This is a genomic window from uncultured Ellagibacter sp., assembly GCF_934643285.1.
In the GTDB taxonomy this organism is placed as follows: Bacteria; Actinomycetota; Coriobacteriia; order Coriobacteriales; family Eggerthellaceae; genus Ellagibacter.
In genome coordinates this window covers 1-14,767 of the sequence record NZ_CAKUBT010000030.1, presented here as the reverse complement: position 1 = coordinate 14,767, position 14,767 = coordinate 1, and the positions used below count along the sequence as shown (strand labels likewise).

At 63.9% G+C, this 14,767-nt stretch carries 17 protein-coding genes; all 17 read left to right on the top strand.

The features are described from left to right. The coding region (gene hisG / locus Q0I65_RS09005; protein WP_296062685.1) for an ATP phosphoribosyltransferase at positions 1-1,611 on the top strand (1,611 nt) is incomplete at its 5' end. A 47-nt stretch (positions 1,612-1,658) separates the two neighbouring features. Beyond that, the gene (gene hisD, locus Q0I65_RS09000; protein WP_296062682.1) at positions 1,659-2,984 is read left to right on the top strand and encodes a histidinol dehydrogenase; all 1,326 of its coding nucleotides are present in this window, start codon (positions 1,659-1,661) and stop codon (positions 2,982-2,984) included. Position 2,985: 1 nt separating this feature from the next. Next, complete coding sequence (gene hisC / locus Q0I65_RS08995; protein WP_296062679.1) at positions 2,986-4,044, top strand: histidinol-phosphate transaminase; 1,059 nt, start codon at positions 2,986-2,988, stop codon at positions 4,042-4,044. 12 nt (positions 4,045-4,056) lie between these two features. After that, complete coding sequence (hisB, locus tag Q0I65_RS08990; RefSeq protein ID WP_296062677.1) at positions 4,057-4,650, top strand: imidazoleglycerol-phosphate dehydratase HisB; 594 nt, start codon at positions 4,057-4,059, stop codon at positions 4,648-4,650. Between the two features lie 9 nt (positions 4,651-4,659). Next, on the top strand, positions 4,660-5,469 hold the full coding sequence (hisH, locus tag Q0I65_RS08985) for an imidazole glycerol phosphate synthase subunit HisH (protein WP_296062674.1): 810 nt from the start codon (positions 4,660-4,662) through the stop codon (positions 5,467-5,469). 38 nt (positions 5,470-5,507) lie between these two features. Continuing rightward, on the top strand, positions 5,508-6,245 hold the full coding sequence (gene hisA / locus Q0I65_RS08980; protein ID WP_296062672.1) for a 1-(5-phosphoribosyl)-5-[(5-phosphoribosylamino)methylideneamino]imidazole-4-carboxamide isomerase: 738 nt from the start codon (positions 5,508-5,510) through the stop codon (positions 6,243-6,245). A gap of 3 nt (positions 6,246-6,248) precedes the next feature. Beyond that, complete coding sequence (gene hisF / locus Q0I65_RS08975) at positions 6,249-7,013, top strand: imidazole glycerol phosphate synthase subunit HisF (protein ID WP_296062669.1); 765 nt, start codon at positions 6,249-6,251, stop codon at positions 7,011-7,013. A 50-nt stretch (positions 7,014-7,063) separates the two neighbouring features. Further along, positions 7,064-7,393, top strand: a complete 330-nt coding sequence (gene hisI, locus Q0I65_RS08970; protein ID WP_296062667.1) for a phosphoribosyl-AMP cyclohydrolase — start codon at positions 7,064-7,066, stop codon at positions 7,391-7,393. Between the two features lie 115 nt (positions 7,394-7,508). Continuing rightward, positions 7,509-8,198 carry a phosphatase PAP2 family protein gene (locus Q0I65_RS08965; protein WP_296062665.1) on the top strand — a complete coding sequence of 230 codons (690 nt, stop codon included), beginning with the start codon at positions 7,509-7,511 and terminating at the stop codon, positions 8,196-8,198. Positions 8,199-8,210: 12 nt separating this feature from the next. Then, the gene (locus Q0I65_RS08960) at positions 8,211-8,405 is read left to right on the top strand and encodes a hypothetical protein (RefSeq protein ID WP_296062663.1); all 195 of its coding nucleotides are present in this window, start codon (positions 8,211-8,213) and stop codon (positions 8,403-8,405) included. Further along, positions 8,406-8,726, top strand: coding sequence for a hypothetical protein (locus Q0I65_RS08955; protein ID WP_296062661.1), 321 nt, complete (start codon positions 8,406-8,408; stop codon positions 8,724-8,726). 571 nt (positions 8,727-9,297) lie between these two features. Beyond that, positions 9,298-10,185: a radical SAM protein gene (locus Q0I65_RS08950; RefSeq protein ID WP_296062659.1), complete on the top strand. Its 888-nt coding sequence runs from the start codon at positions 9,298-9,300 to the stop codon at positions 10,183-10,185. Between the two features lie 212 nt (positions 10,186-10,397). After that, positions 10,398-10,679 carry a chorismate mutase gene (locus Q0I65_RS08945; RefSeq protein WP_158049070.1) on the top strand — a complete coding sequence of 94 codons (282 nt, stop codon included), beginning with the start codon at positions 10,398-10,400 and terminating at the stop codon, positions 10,677-10,679. Next, entirely contained in the window at positions 10,676-11,482 is an 807-nt protein-coding gene (gene aroF, locus Q0I65_RS08940) for a 3-deoxy-7-phosphoheptulonate synthase (protein WP_296062653.1), read from the top strand. The genes Q0I65_RS08945 and aroF overlap by 4 nt, the downstream gene beginning before the upstream one ends. 250 nt (positions 11,483-11,732) lie before the next feature. Next, positions 11,733-13,097: a chloride channel protein gene (locus Q0I65_RS08935; RefSeq protein ID WP_296062652.1), complete on the top strand. Its 1,365-nt coding sequence runs from the start codon at positions 11,733-11,735 to the stop codon at positions 13,095-13,097. After that, complete coding sequence (locus Q0I65_RS08930) at positions 13,094-13,516, top strand: potassium channel family protein (protein ID WP_296062649.1); 423 nt, start codon at positions 13,094-13,096, stop codon at positions 13,514-13,516. The genes Q0I65_RS08935 and Q0I65_RS08930 overlap by 4 nt, the downstream gene beginning before the upstream one ends. A gap of 151 nt (positions 13,517-13,667) precedes the next feature. Beyond that, positions 13,668-14,767: LL-diaminopimelate aminotransferase (locus Q0I65_RS08925; RefSeq protein ID WP_296062645.1), on the top strand; the 1,100-nt coding region annotated here is incomplete at its 3' end.

The window sequence follows — 14,767 nt, the reverse complement described above, 5'->3', positions numbered from 1 at the left end:
TCGAGAAACGGCTACGTTCCCGTGGAGACGCCCACGCTCGAGATCATGGACGTCATGAACGCCGGCGGACGCGTGCCAGGAACCCCGTTCAAGCTCTTCGATTCGCGCGGCGACCTGCTGGCGTTGCGCCCCGACGTAACGCTGCAGATCGCGCGCATGTGCGCAACGCGCCTCGCCGGCCAGCCGGGCCCCTTCCGCTTCCGCTACCAAGAGCGCGTCTTTCGCGAGGCGGAAGGCCGCCCGCAAGCGGAAGCGCGCGAAATGACGCAGGTGGGCGTCGAGCTCATCGGCGAAGCGGGCCCCGCCGCCGACGCCGAGGTCATCGCCCTGCTCGCCGAGTCGCTCGAGCAGGTCGGGGTGGGGGACTTCCGCATCTCGGTCGCCACGGTGGGCGTGCTGCGGGCCCTGCTCGCAGGATGCGGCGCCGGCGAGGCGTGGAAGTCGGGCGTGCTTTCCGCCTACCACGCAAGCAACTTCGTCAAGCTCGACGAGCTCACGGGGAAAGGCGCGCAGGAAGCAGGGGTTGCGCCCGTGTTCGCGCAGGCCATCCGCGCACTTGCGAACGTTCGCGGCGGGCGCGAGGCGGTTGCCCACGTGCGCGATCTGGTTGCGCCGCTCGGTTGCCAGGACGGCCTTGCCGACCTCGAGCGCACCCTTGAGCAGCTCGACGAGAAGGGCCTGGCCGATCGCATCTTCGTCGACTTCTCGGTCATGAGCTCGTTCGATTACTATACAGGCATCGTGTTCGTCGCCTTCGCCCCCGCGCTCGGTGCGCCCCTCGGCTCCGGCGGGCGCTACGACAACACAATCGGCGCCTATGGCGAGAGCCGCCCCGCAGCTGGCTTCGCCTTCTACCTTGACCAGGCGCTTGCCGCCGCCGCGACCGAGCGGCAGGCAGCCGAGCGCCCGCTGCGCATCGCCGTGCCCAAAGGCTCGCTCAACCCCGACTCCATCGCGTGCCTTGCAGCATGCGGCCTCGACACGACGGGACTCGCCGACCCAGGTCGCCAGCTCATCATCCGCAACCCCGGCGTCGAGTACATCATCGTGCGCCCCTCCGATGCCCCGGTGTTCGTGGAGCTCGGAGCAGCCGATTGCGGCATCTGCGGGGAAGATTCCCTGCTCGAGGCGCAAACGGGCACCGTCGAGCTCGTGGACCTCAAATTCGGTGCGTGCCGCTTCATCGTGGCCGAGCCCGAGGGGGCGAACGAACGCGTCGCCGAGCGCTATCGGACCTGCGGTTCCATCCGTGTGGCCACGAAGTACCCGCGCATCACCGAGTCCTATTACGCAAGAAAAGGCGAGCAGGTCGAAATCGTGAAGCTTCACGGCAACATCGAGCTCGGGCCGCTCACGGGCCTCTCCGAGCGCATCGTCGACATCACGGCGACGGGCCGCACGCTTCGCGAGAACAACCTGGTCATCGTCGACGAGGTGCTCTCGTCGACGGCGCGCTTCTTCGCGAACCCGTGCGCGTTTCGCACCGACCCGCGCGTAGTCGAGCTCGCGGACAAGCTGCGAGCAGGCGCCGAAGCGGGTCTGTGGGACGCGACGGTGATCGCCGGAAGCGACCAGCCGAGTGCAAGCGCGAACGCGACCGCAAGCGCGTAGACTTCTCGATACCAACCAAGACGTTTCAATATAAGAAGGGACATATCATGCGTCGAGTCATTCTGAAGAAAGGCGAGCAGTTCAAAAGCTCGCAGATCAACCGCACCGGAGCGTTCAACGCGGGCGCCATCGCCGCGGCGACCTCGATCATCGAGGAGGTGCGCGAGCGAGGCGATGCAGCGTTGCGCGACTTCACCGCCAAGTTCGACGGCGTCGAGGTAGAAGACTTCCGTGTGCCGCAGGAGACGATCGATGCCGCCGCAGCCCAATGCGATGCGAAGACGGTCGCCGCGCTCGAGCATGCTGCCAAGCAGATCCGCGAGTTCCATGAGCGTCAGAAGCAGCAGAGCTGGATCGCCACGCGCGAGAACGGGGCGATCGTCGGCGCGAAGGTGACGCCGCTCGAATCCGTAGGCATCTACGTTCCCGGCGGACGCGCGCTCTACCCCTCTACCGTGCTCATGAACGCCATCCCCGCATCGGTCGCGGGTGTCGAGCGCATCGCCTGCGTGACGCCCCCGTCCAAGGACGGCTCGCTCGATTCCGCCATCCTCGCCGCCTGCAAGATCGCCGGCGTGACCGAGATCTACTCGGTCGGCGGCGCCCAGGCTGTCGGCGCGCTTGCCTACGGCACCGAGACCATCGAGCCGGTTGCCAAGATCACCGGCCCTGGCAACGCCTACGTCGCCGCCGCGAAGAAGATCGTGTCGGGCGATGTGGGAATCGACATGATCGCAGGCCCCTCTGAGGTGTGCGTCGTCGCTGATGAGACGGCAGATCCTGCGCTCGTCGCCATCGACCTCATGGCCCAGGCCGAGCACGACCCCCTGGCCGCCTGCTACCTCGTCACCTTCTCCGAGGAATACGCCGACCAGATCGAGGCGGCCATCGAGCGCCACGTGAAGCACTCAACGCGCGCGGAAATCACCATGGCATCGCTTAACGACCACGGCCTTATCACCATCTGCCCCGACCGCAAGGCCGCAATCCAGGCGGTGAACGTGATTGCCCCCGAGCACCTCGAGCTGCATGTCGAAAACGCCATGGACCTGCTCGGGTCGATCAAGAACGCGGGCGCGATCTTCTTGGGCGAGTGGACCCCGGAAGCGGTCGGCGACTACGTGGCGGGCCCCAACCACACGCTTCCCACCGGCGGCACCGCGCGCTACGCGAGCCCGCTGTCGGTCGAGGAGTTCGTGAAGAAGTCGTCCATCATCCAGTACACCCCCGAAGCGCTCGCGGCCGACGCCGACTCCGTCATGACGATCGCGCGCCACGAGGGCCTGTGGGCGCACGCGATGTCCGTCGAGCTGCGCTGCAACGAGCTCGCTGGCAAGCCGACCGAAGTCGATGCAGGTGAGAGCGTTGAATAGCGTGAGGCAGTCCGCCCCGCAGCTGCAGGGGCTTGTGCCCTACGACCCGAAATATCTTCCCGCGAGGGCATATCTTTCCGCGAACGAGAACCCGCGCGACGTGGAGACCGAGATCCGCCAGAAGATCATCAGCGCCATTCGCAAGGTACCTTTGAACCGCTACCCCGATCCGTTGGCGAACGACCTGCGCGACATGATTGCCGAGGCGAACGGGCTCGACCGCGACCAGGTGCTTCTGGGCAACGGCGGCGACGAGCTTTTGTTCAACATCGCGCTTGCATGGGGCGGGCCGGGACGCAAGTTCCTAAACCTGCCGCCGACGTTCTCGGTGTATGCGGCCAACGCGCGCCTCACGGGCACCGAGGTCGTCGACGTGCCGCGCCTTGCCGACTACTCCATCGATGAGGAGGCGGTCTTCGCGCGCCTCGGGCAAGGCGACATCGACTACGTCATCGTGGCCAGCCCGAACAACCCCACCGGCAAGCTCGCGAACGAGGAGTTCCTCGTGAAGCTTCTCAACGCCACCGACGCGCTCGTCTTAGTCGACGAGGCGTACTTCGAGTTCTCCCGAACAACGATGCGCCCCTACCTCGCGATGCACAAGAACCTGCTCATCCTGCGCACGTTCTCGAAAGCATTTTCGCTCGCGGGCGTCCGCATGGGCTACATCCTGGGAAATGCCGAGGTCATCCGCGAGTTTTTGAAGGTGCGCCAACCGTATTCGGTCGACGCAGTCTCCCAGGCGATCGCACGTGAGGTGTTCTCCGAGCGCCAGAAGTTCGAGCACGGCATCATGGCGATCATCTCCGAGCGCGACCGTCTGCTCGAAGAGCTGGCGAAGGTGCCGGGCGTCACCGTGTATCCTTCGGATTCGAACTATATCCTGTTCAAGCTCGAGGGCGCCGACAAGGTGTGGGAGGCCCTCTACGCGCGCGGCATCCTCGTGCGCGACTTCTCCCATGCGCCGATGCTCGAGAACTGCCTGCGCGTATCGGTAGGGACCGAAGAGGAAAACAACGAGTTCCTCGCCGCATTGCGCGAAATCGTGGCGAGCAAGTAGGAAGAGGTGCACATGAGCGAGCGGACCGCGCGAATTGCGCGCACAACGAAGGAAACCGACATCGAGCTGTCGATCGACCTCGACGGCACCGGAGTGACCGACGTCGACACCGGCATCGGCTTTTTCGACCACATGCTCACCGCCTTCGGGCGCCATGGGCTGTTCGACCTGTCGGTGCGTGCCGAGGGCGATCTGGAAGTCGACGGTCATCACACGGTGGAAGATGTCGGCATCGTCGCAGGCCAGGCCTTCGCACGTGCGTTCGGTGACAAGCGCGGCATCAGGCGCTTCGGCTCGATCGCCCTGCCCATGGACGAGGCCCTCATCCTGGCGGCCGTCGACATCTCGGGCCGCGGCCAACTGTTCTGGGAAGCCGACGTCCCAGCCGTCATGGTGGGGGCCTTCGACGCGGCGCTCGCCAAGGAGTTCTTCATCGCCTTCGCGGCGAACGCCGGTGTGACGCTTCATATCCGCGAGCTCGCAGGCGAGAACACCCATCACGTGATCGAGGGCATGTTCAAGGCAGTGGCGCGCGCGATGCGCCAGGCGGTCGAGCCCGACCCGCGCATGGGCGATGCGCTGCCGACGACCAAGGGCGCCCTGTAGGAGATGCGAATGATTGCGGTAGTCGATTATCAAAAGGGCAACCTGAAGTCGGTCGAGCGCGGCCTCATTGCCGCAGGTGGCGAGGCCTTCATCACGGCGGATGCATCCGAGATAGCCAAGGCGGACGCCATCGTCTTGCCAGGTGTCGGGGCCTTCGCAGACGCGGCGGCGACGATGTGCGAGCTCGGGCAGATGGAGGTCATTCGCGAGCGCGTACGCGCAGGCGTCCCCTTTTTGGGAATCTGCCTCGGCGAGCACCTGATGTTCGAGCAAGGCGTGGAAGGCGCGACCGAAGGCAGTCCCGCGTGCGGACTGGGGCTTTTACCGGGCACCGTCGTCGCCATGCCGCGCTGCGATGAGCAGGGGACAGCGTTCAAGGTTCCGCACGTCGGGTGGAACACGATCGAGATGCCTGCGTGTAACGGGGGCGCTGCAATCCCTTCGTGCGGCGAAGGCGGGGAAAATGCCGTGCTCTCGTCCGGTGGAGTCGGGGGAGGTGCCGCGCGCAGTTCCGCAGCGAAGCGAGGACTGTTTGAGCACGGCGCCTTCCCCGGCTCCACTCCACAGCCAGGGGGCGACCTCGCCTTCGCCTGCCCGCTCTTCGACGGCATAGCGCCTGGTGAGTACTTCTACTTCACGCATTCCTACATCGCGCCGACAGGTTCCCACACCATTGCCGAGACCACCCACAGCGTGCGGTTCACGAGCGCGGTCCAGTATGGCAATCGCGCCTTCGGCGTGCAGTTCCACCCCGAAAAAAGCTCCGACGCCGGCGCGCGCGTGCTCGCGAATTTCGTGGCGATAGCCGCCCGCGGCTAAGCGCCCGCAGCGTTGATTTCAGAAAGGAACGCAGAGACATGTACCTTCTCCCTGCAATCGATATCCTGGAAGGCCGCGCCGTGCGCCTTGCCAAGGGGGACTATTCCCAGGTGACGGTCTATAACGACAACCCCGTTGACCAGGCGCGGAAGTTCGAGGCACAAGGTGCCACCTGGATTCATGTGGTCGACCTCGACGGCGCGCGCACGGGTGTGCCCGAAAACATCGCCATCGTCGAGCGCATCGTGCGGGAGACCTCGCTTTCCGTGGAAATCGGCGGCGGTATCCGCACGCTTAAGACCCTCGAGCGCCTCGCGGACATCGGTGCTGCGCGCATGGTGCTCGGCACCGCGCTCGTGAACGACCCCGAGCTCGCATGCGCGGCGGTGGAGCGCGTGGGCGGCGACAGGCTCACCGCCGGCATCGACGCGAAGGGCGGGGAAGTCGCCGTCTCCGGATGGATCGAGGGTTCGGGCGTCGCTGCATGCGATCTGGCCCGCGAGATGGGCAAGGCGGGCTTTAAGCACATCGTCTACACCGACATCGCGCGCGACGGCATGCAGACCGGACTCGACGTGCAGGCATATGTCCAGATGGCAGAAGCGTTCGGACACCCCGTCATCGCAAGCGGGGGTGTGGCGAGTGTAGCCGACATCGAGCGCCTCGCACCGGTTGCCTCCTCTATCGAGGGCGTCATCACCGGGCGCGCCGTATATGAAGGAACCTTAACGGTTGAGGAAGGCGTCGCGGCCTGCGCTGCGGCCACGAAGGAGTAGGCCATGCTTGCCAAGCGAGTGATTCCCTGCATGGACGTAAAGGATGGGCGCGTCGTCAAGGGCGTGAACTTCGTGAACCTGCGCGACGCGGGCGACCCGATCGAGCTTGCGCAGCGCTATGACGAGCAGCGCGCCGACGAGGTCATATTCCTCGACATCACGGCGACGAGCGACGATCGCGCCACCACCGTCGAGCTTGCGAGCCGCGCGTCCGAGCAGCTGCACCTGCCCTATTGCGTCGGCGGCGGGTTTCGAAGCGTCGCCGACATCCGCAAGATGATCGCGGCGGGTGCCGACAAGGTGTCGGTGAACTCAGCCGCTGTTGCAAACCCCGAGCTCATCACGCAGGCGGCGACCGCGTTCGGCACGCAGGCGATTCTCTGTGCGATCGACGCGAAGCAGCGCGTCGACAACCCCAACAAGTGGGAGGTCTATGTTCACGGCGGCCGCAAGGCGACGGGAATCGACGCCGTCGAGTGGGCGCAAGAGGCGGCGCGGCGCGGCGCGGGCGAGATCCTGCTCACGAGCATGGACCGCGACGGCAGCCGCGACGGGTTCGACTGCGCCCTTACGCGGGCGGTGGCGCGCGCGGTGAACATCCCCGTCATCGCGAGCGGCGGCGTCGGCAAGATCGAGCACTTCGCCGAGGGTATTTTGGAGGGCGAAGCCGACGCCGTACTTGCCGCAAGCGTGTTCCATTTCGGCGAGATGACCGTACGCCAGGTGAAGGAGTACATGCGCTCGCAGGGCATTCCCGTGCGCCTATAACGCGAGTGCGTCGCAAGCGAGTAGCGCAAACCGAAAGGACACTAACGTACATGGCAGCGATTGACAGTATTCCCGAGCTCACCTACAACGAAGCCGGCCTCATTCCCTGTATTGTGCAGGACGTAAAGACCCGCGAGGTCCTCATGATGGCGTGGATGAACGCGGAATCCGTGCGCTTGACGCTCGAGCAGCGCACGACCTGGTTCTTCTCGCGCAGCCGCCAGGAGCTTTGGCACAAAGGCGGCACGTCCGGCAACACGCAAGCGCTCGTCGAGCTGCGCTACGACTGCGACGCCGACTGCCTGCTCGCACTGGTGGAGCCCGCAGGCCCCGCCTGCCACACGGGCAACACCACCTGCTTCTACCGCGTAATGGGGTAGAGCTCCGAAGGCGCGCGGCAGCGCTCTTTTCGTGCTCTTTGGGGCCCTGCGGATTCGCGGCGCGCCCAGGGCGCTACCATCGTTTCGAACGAGAACTATTCGATGGGGGTCATCCATGCATAACCGCGCCTCTCGCGCCTCAGCCATAGCCGGCGTCGTCTGCCTCGTGCTCTTCGCGCTGCTCGCGGCCCTGCTGCTCACCGTCGACCGCGCTCCCATCGCGGGGGACGGCAGCCTGGTCGGCTTAGCTTCGCTCAATGCGTCCGCGCACTCCCTTCTCGGGGAAAGCCATCTCGCCGAAACGCTTTCGAACGTGCTGCTCGTCGTGCCCCTTGCGAGCATGCTCGCCCTCGCGGTGATGGGCATACGCCAGATCGTCGTGCGGCGAAGCCTTGCCGGGGTAAGCCGCGATTTGTGGTTTCTTCTCGGGCTTTACGTGGTAATGCTCGTGCTGTATGTCCTGTTCAACCATGTTTCCATCAACAATCGGCCCCTTCTGCAGGACGGCGTATGCGAGCCGTCGTTCCCTTCGTCGCATACGCTGCTCGCCGTCACCACGCTCGGTGCCGCCATGGTTCAAGCGGGGCAGCGCATGCGGAAGGGCGGCGCTCGCACGACAGTGGTTGCCGTCTGCGCGGTGGCCATGGCGGCGCTCGTAATCGCCCGCGCCCTGTCCGGCGTTCACTGGGCCACCGACATCCTCGGCGGCATCCTGCTCGGCGCGGCGCTCGTGGCCTTCTACCGTGCAATCGCTTTCGGCGCAGACGACGACAAGGCCGCCCGCGGCAAGCACGCTCGCCGCTAAGGAAGGGAAAGCGTGCGGCCATCAGGCAATTTCAACGTTTTCTCGAAGCGCGACCTTTGCGGGCGCCCGCTTTCCGACGTCGCTTGCCATCAGTGCGGCGGCACGCTGTGCAACTCGAAAATGGGCGTCATCTACGATGGGCGCGCTATGTTGTTCTGCGCGGGCAAGCGTGCAACGCGCGAACTTCTAAACAGGAAAGAAGTCTAGATGAGCGGCCACCCTCCTCGCGTCACCTACGCGCCTAAGCTCACCGCGTACATGCGCAAGAAGAGATGGCGGCATATCGCCGTCGAACATGCGAGTGCGTGCGGGTGCTGCGTCGATTTGTCGGAGGTGGCGACGCGCTTCGTCGACGACGCGACGGCGGACAAGCTGCGCGCGAAGGGCTGCGTCGAGCTTCACGGTGAGCTGGGAAGCGTCCTCGTGGCGCGCGGGATGGAATACGACGACGAGGTGGAACTAGGGCTTCGCAGCTTCTTCGGCGCGAAGGACATCACCGTGCACGGCATCAGGTCGTGGAGCTTGTAGCGAACCCTGAGCTGGCTGTGGGGATGGAGCTCAGCTGGGAGAGCATCACGTTCGCAACGTGGAGGCCGAGGGACGGAGCGAAACCCTGGTTGGGGGCTGCGGGACGGAGCCAAAACCTTGTTGGGGGCTGCTGGATGGAGCCAAACCCCAAGTCGATGGTCAACTGAGCGAGTTGTGCGACGTTATTTTGCTCGATGGGGCCCTTTACGACTGCCTGGAACACTCTCTGAAATAAAAACCCCCGGTCAGCGAAGAGCGATTTTAGTTATCCTTAGAAAAGGTAGCGCACAACTCTCCCAGATGACCACCAACTAAGGGGTGTGCTCCATTCTGCCGCCCGCGACCGCCCGCTGCAGACGTCTTCTTATTCGGAATCGACTCTTCACGGACAAACATTGTCGATATGTAAGTCGGAAAGGGGCGGTGGGCTTATTGTTCCTTGCGCGCGACCACGAACAAGGAGCACAATGAAACATGACGGCCATAGGGGACCGAATGGCCGAAAAGCCGAATAGGCCATGGGTCGATTGCGAGAAAGTCGCAGGGCAACCTCAAGAGCAGGGAGGACCTTATGCATTACGTCGAGTTGCCGCATCGTTTGCCCTACGAGATGGCATCGGGAATCCTTCAAGCGGAAATCGGCTGCTCGTACAACCGCTGCCGCTTCTGCTCGCTGTGCCGCAAGCCCGGGAAAGACTATCGGCCCGCACCGCGCGAAGAGGTGGAGGCCGACCTCGACGAGCTCGCTTCCTACGTGCGCAGGCCCTCGCGCATCTACCTCTACGGCGGAAACCCCTTCGGCATGCCACGCGACATCCTCATACCGCTGCTCGAGCGTATTCACGAGAAACTACCCGAGGTGAAGACCATCGGGGGCTTTTGCCGTGTGGCGGACGTGAAAGCTGCGACTGACGAGGACCTCACAACCTGGGCGCGGCTCGGGGTGCAGGGGCTCTCCATCGGCGCCGAGTGCGCCTACGATCCCGCGCTCAAGTTCATGCGCAAGCCACATACCGCGGCCGACCTGGAGCAGCAATGCGCGCGGCTCGACAAGGTCGGCATCGACTACACGCTCTTCTACCTGGCGGGCATCGCAGGCGCTGAGAAGTGCCTAGAGGCGGCACGCGCGTCTGCCGAGGTCTTCTCGCGCATCAACCCGCTGCGCATCAACATCATGACGCTCACCGTGTTCGACAATGCCGACCTCGCGCACGATGTAGCATCGGGCGCCTTCGTCCCGGCGGCAGAGCGCGAAATCGTCCTCGAGATTCGCGACTTCATCGCAGGCCTTTCGGGATGCACGTCCTTTATCGAGGCCGGGCACGACACCAACATGGTGCATTTCGACGGCGTGCTGCCGCGCGACCAGGAAAAGATGGTCCTTTACCTGGAGCAACGCGCTGAGATCATGAACGAAGAGCACATGAGGCTCCTCCGAAGCCGCTTCCGCGCGCTATAGCGGAGGCACGCGAGGAGGCGGCGGGCCTGCATGCGCCCGAAGACCGTGAACGATGTGCGAGGCCTATCCAAATGCTAGGATTTTCTGCTCGCCGCTCCATTTCATCCGCTTTCGGGTTAGCCGCGGCTTCTCTTTTGCTATCATATCAAGCACACGAGTGGCCCCATCAGGGCAGATTCTCGTTAAAGCAATGAGGCATGAGAGGAACGTCAATGCCAGAAGAAAGCAAGTCGCTTGCTGAAATCGAAGCGCACCGCGCCAAGATCGACGAAATCGACCAGCAAATCGTTGCGCTTCTGAACAAGCGCGCAGGTCATTCGCTCGTAATCCGCGGACTCAAACCGGGAGCCCGTATGGGGCTTTACGACCCCAAGCGCGAGGAGGAGATCTTCGCTCGCGTCAATTCTTATAATGAGGGACCTTTGTATAACGAGAACCTCCGAGAAATCTACGAGGCAATTCTCAAGGTTATGAAGGAGACCCCGTCCGTATGAGTGAAGTGAAACCCGTGTCCCAAAAACTACCCGATTACGGAACGTTGACCGACGAGATCACCATTTTCGCCGGCCCGTGTTCGGTCGAGAGCGAAGAGCAGTTCAACGAAGTCGCCGAGTGCATCGCGAGCCTCGGCCTGCATTGGATCCGCGGCGGCGCGTTCAAGCCCCGCACCAACCCCCACAGTTTTCAGGGCCTCGGCGAGGAAGCGCTGCAGATCATGAAGGCTGGGGGAGACAAGTACGGCCTGAAGACCCTGACGGAGGTCATGGACTCCGAGCACTGCGAGATGGTTCACTCCTACGTCGACGGTCTGCAGGTGGGAGCTCGCAACTTCCAGAATTTCAGCCTGCTGAAGAACATCGGTAAGGTGACGAAAGACTCGCACAAGATGGTCCTGTTCAAGCGCGGTTTCGCTGGGACGATCGCCGAGTGGCTCGCCGCGACCGACTACATCACCATGGCGGGTAACGACAACGTCGTGCTCTGCGAGCGCGGCCTGCGCACCTTCGAGACCGCGACGCGCTTCACGCTCGATATCTCGGCCGTGCCCGTCATCCACAAGCAGAGCCTCTATCCCATCTGCGTGGATGTGTCTCACCCGGCCGGCGTGCGCGATCTCGTGCCCGCACTTGCAAGGGCAGCAGTGGCGGTTGGCGCCGACTCCATCATGATCGAGGTGCACCCGAACCCGCCCGCGGCCCTCTCCGACGGTCCGCAGCAGCTAACGCCCGCCCAGTTCACCGACCTTATTGCTGAGCTGCGCGAACTCGCCGCCGTCTTTGGGAAGAAAATCGTCTAGTGCACTGAGCGCAGCAAAATGACGTAACCGGGAAGGCCGCCTCGAGCGGTCTTCCCGCTATACGGGGGCAAGCGAGCCGCAGAGACCTCTTCAACACGAGCAATCCGCCCGAACCCGCCACGAAATCGGGCGCTTAGAGCAATCTCTGCGCAGGCATGCTCTCCCCAGGCTGTCCCCCTCTCCTCAAAACCGCAGGGATGCTACAATGGCACGCGTTCGCCCTTGACGCCCCTCGACAAATCGGAGCTGCATGACCAACTTTTCCAAACCCATCAACCGCGCGCTCTTCGTGCTTTGCGTCATCGCGACCGGGTCCATCGCCGGCGCGTTCGTGTGGGCGTTCTTCTTCTTGATGGACAAGGGGATCGAGTTCTTCTGGTCTACGCTTCCCGCGCTCATCGGCCAGGCGGCGGATGCATATCTGCCGGGGCTTGCGGAGGGGCCATTCGGCTTTCTGCCGTATCCGCTCATCGTCTGCATCATCGGCGGGCTACTCATCGGGTACTTCGACAAGAAAACGGGCACGCGCCCCGAAGAGCTCACCGCCGTCATGGGCAAGGTGAAGAAAGAAGGCCGCTACAGCTACGAGGGCATCGGCAAACTTTCGCTCGCGGCGCTTCTGCCGCTGCTGTTCGGCGGGTCGATCGGCCCCGAGGCCGGGCTTACCGGCGTGATCGCGGGGCTCTGCACCTGGGTCGGCGATCGAATGCGGCGCTTCGGCGCCGACTTCCGCGCGCTCACCACCATCGGCACGCAAGCCGCCTTAACCGCCCTGTTCACCGCCCCCTTGTACGGCTTTGTGGCCCCACTCGCAGGAACGGCGGACACACCTAAAGACGGCGAAAGCGACGTCGATATCAAGTTACCTCGCGCGCAGAAAACCTTTGTCTACCTGTGCGCCATTGCAGGCGCACTCGCGGCGTTTCTGCTGCTCGGAGATGTGTTCGGGGGAGGAATGGGCCTGCCGCGTTTCACAGGGATGGAAGTGGGCGCGCTCGAAGCCGCGCTGCTCATACCCGCCGCCCTCCTCGGATGCGCCGCAGGATGGGCCTTCCACGCATCGACCTGGGCATCGGGAAAACTTGCAAGCCGCATGGGGGAGCGGTCCGTCGCGAAGGCCGTGCTCGGCGGGATCGTCCTCGCGGTATGCGGCATGGCGCTGCCCTACACCATGTTCGCAGGCGAGGCTCAAACACACCTGCTGATGGATAGCTACCTTGCAATCGGCGCGGGCGCGCTCATAGCAACCGGGCTCGTAAAGGCCGCGCTCACCCCGTTCTGCATCCAGATGGGCTGGCGCGGAGGCCATTTCTTCCCGCTCATCTTCTCAGGCGTGAGCATGGGCTACGGCTTTTCCCTGCTCACAGGCGCAGATCCTGCGTCGTGCGTGGCCGCGTGCACCGCGGGGTGCATGGGAGCCGTCATGCGCCAGCCCGTGATGACGGCGCTGCTGCTGATCATGTGCTTCCCCGTGAAGGGCGTCGTCGTCACGATCGCGGCTGCGGCCATCGGGGCTGCGATTCCCCTTCCGAAGGCGATTGCGCCTTCCAAGCCGCAGGGGAGCACCCAGGAGAACAAGGACACCCTGCGAGAGGCCAAGGAGACAGGCAAATGATAAACTTCCGCATGCTCGTGGACGTGCTGAGGCACTCGGGGTTCGGGCCGATTACCTGCGTGTTCGCGATCGCCTTCCTCATATGCTCGGCGGCGGTATGGCTCGCCGACCCCGAAACCCTCACCTTCGGCGACGGGGCGTGGTTCTCCTTCGAAGTGGTATCGACCATCGGATTCGGCGACGTGAACGCGTCGGGGCCGGTGGCGCGCGTGGCAGCCGTAGTGCTCAGTGTCCTAAGCATTTTCTACATCGCGCTTCTCACCGGCGTTGTCGTGAGCTATTGCACGACCGCACTCAAGGCGCGCCAAGAGGGCACGCTCGCCAACTTCGCCGCCAACCTCGAGCGCCTCGACGAGATGACCCCCGAGGAGCTGGCCGCGTTCTCCAAACGGGTGAGGGAATACCGCCGCGCGCGATAATGTTAAATCACTGGCGTTAACGTTAAATTGCGCGCGTACTCGGTCAATCTGCGGCACAATGGAGGACGACACAGAAGCGTGGGCACGAAGGCGGGCCCGCGCGACGCGGCATCCGCCGCTTGCAGGAACCGAAACGACAAGGAGCACTTTCGTGGCTAAGGTCAATCCGAACTACCAGAAACTTCCAGGCAGCTATCTCTTCTCCGAGATCGCCCGTCGCACGGCCGCATATTCCGAGGCGCACCCCGAGGCGAAGCTCATCAAGATGGGCATCGGCGACGTGACGCGCCCGCTCGCACCTGCCGTCATCGAGGCCATGCACGCCGCCGTCGACGACCTGTCGCATACCGAAACCTTCCACGGCTACGGCCCTGAGCAGGGCTACGACTTCCTGCGATCGGTCATCGCGGAGAAGGACTTCCACGCACGCGGAGTCGACATCGCCGACAACGAGATCTTCATCTCCGATGGCGCGAAGTCCGACTGCGGCAACATCGGCGACATCCTCGACGTCGACAACGTCATCGCCGTTTGCGACCCAGTGTACCCCGTCTACGTCGACTCCAACGCGATGGCGGGCCGCGTGGGCGACTACGATGCCGAAGCCGAGCGCTGGACGAACATCACCTACATGCCCACCACCGCCGAAAACGGCTTCTGCCCTGCGCTTCCCGAGGGCCGTGCGGACGTCATCTACCTGTGCAGCCCGAACAACCCCACGGGCACGGTGCTCACCGCCGAGCAGCTGAAGGTGTGGGTCGACTACGCGAACGCCAACGGCTCGATCATCATGTTCGACGCGGCTTACGAGCGCTTCATCACCGAGGAGGGCGTGCCGCACTCCATCTACGAGGTGGAAGGCGCCAAGACCTGCGCCATCGAGTTCCGCTCGTTCTCGAAGACCGCAGGATTTACCGGTGCACGCTGCGGCTATACTGTGGTGCCTAAGGAACTCGAACGCGACGGCCAGAGCCTGAACGCCATGTGGAACCGCCGCCAGTGCACGAAGTTCAACGGCGCGAGCTACATCATCCAGCGCGGTGCCGCGGCAATCTACACCGAGGAAGGCGAGCGCCAGATCGAGGAGACGCTTGCGTACTACCGCAACAACGCGCGCGTGATCAAGGAGGGCCTCGAGGCTGCCGGGTTCACTGTGTACGGTGCGGTGAACAGCCCGTATATCTGGTGCAAGACGCCTGAGGGCGTGGGCAGCTGGGAGTTCTTCGACAAGCTGCTGACCGAGGCGAACAT

What these genes read in the sequence shown, in the direction of transcription:
- hisD (WP_296062682.1), top strand. Translation starts at nt 1,659, where the DNA reads ATGCGTCGAGTCATTCTGAAGAAAGGCGAGCAGTTCAAAAGCTCGCAG.
- hisB (WP_296062677.1), top strand. Translation starts at nt 4,057, where the DNA reads ATGAGCGAGCGGACCGCGCGAATTGCGCGCACAACGAAGGAAACCGAC.
- hisH (WP_296062674.1), top strand. Translation starts at nt 4,660, where the DNA reads ATGATTGCGGTAGTCGATTATCAAAAGGGCAACCTGAAGTCGGTCGAG.
- hisA (WP_296062672.1), top strand. Translation starts at nt 5,508, where the DNA reads ATGTACCTTCTCCCTGCAATCGATATCCTGGAAGGCCGCGCCGTGCGC.
- hisF (WP_296062669.1), top strand. Translation starts at nt 6,249, where the DNA reads ATGCTTGCCAAGCGAGTGATTCCCTGCATGGACGTAAAGGATGGGCGC.
- hisI (WP_296062667.1), top strand. Translation starts at nt 7,064, where the DNA reads ATGGCAGCGATTGACAGTATTCCCGAGCTCACCTACAACGAAGCCGGC.
- Q0I65_RS08965 (WP_296062665.1), top strand. Translation starts at nt 7,509, where the DNA reads ATGCATAACCGCGCCTCTCGCGCCTCAGCCATAGCCGGCGTCGTCTGC.
- Q0I65_RS08955 (WP_296062661.1), top strand. Translation starts at nt 8,406, where the DNA reads ATGAGCGGCCACCCTCCTCGCGTCACCTACGCGCCTAAGCTCACCGCG.
- Q0I65_RS08950 (WP_296062659.1), top strand. Translation starts at nt 9,298, where the DNA reads ATGCATTACGTCGAGTTGCCGCATCGTTTGCCCTACGAGATGGCATCG.
- Q0I65_RS08945 (WP_158049070.1), top strand. Translation starts at nt 10,398, where the DNA reads ATGCCAGAAGAAAGCAAGTCGCTTGCTGAAATCGAAGCGCACCGCGCC.
- aroF (WP_296062653.1), top strand. Translation starts at nt 10,676, where the DNA reads ATGAGTGAAGTGAAACCCGTGTCCCAAAAACTACCCGATTACGGAACG.
- Q0I65_RS08935 (WP_296062652.1), top strand. Translation starts at nt 11,733, where the DNA reads ATGACCAACTTTTCCAAACCCATCAACCGCGCGCTCTTCGTGCTTTGC.
- Q0I65_RS08930 (WP_296062649.1), top strand. Translation starts at nt 13,094, where the DNA reads ATGATAAACTTCCGCATGCTCGTGGACGTGCTGAGGCACTCGGGGTTC.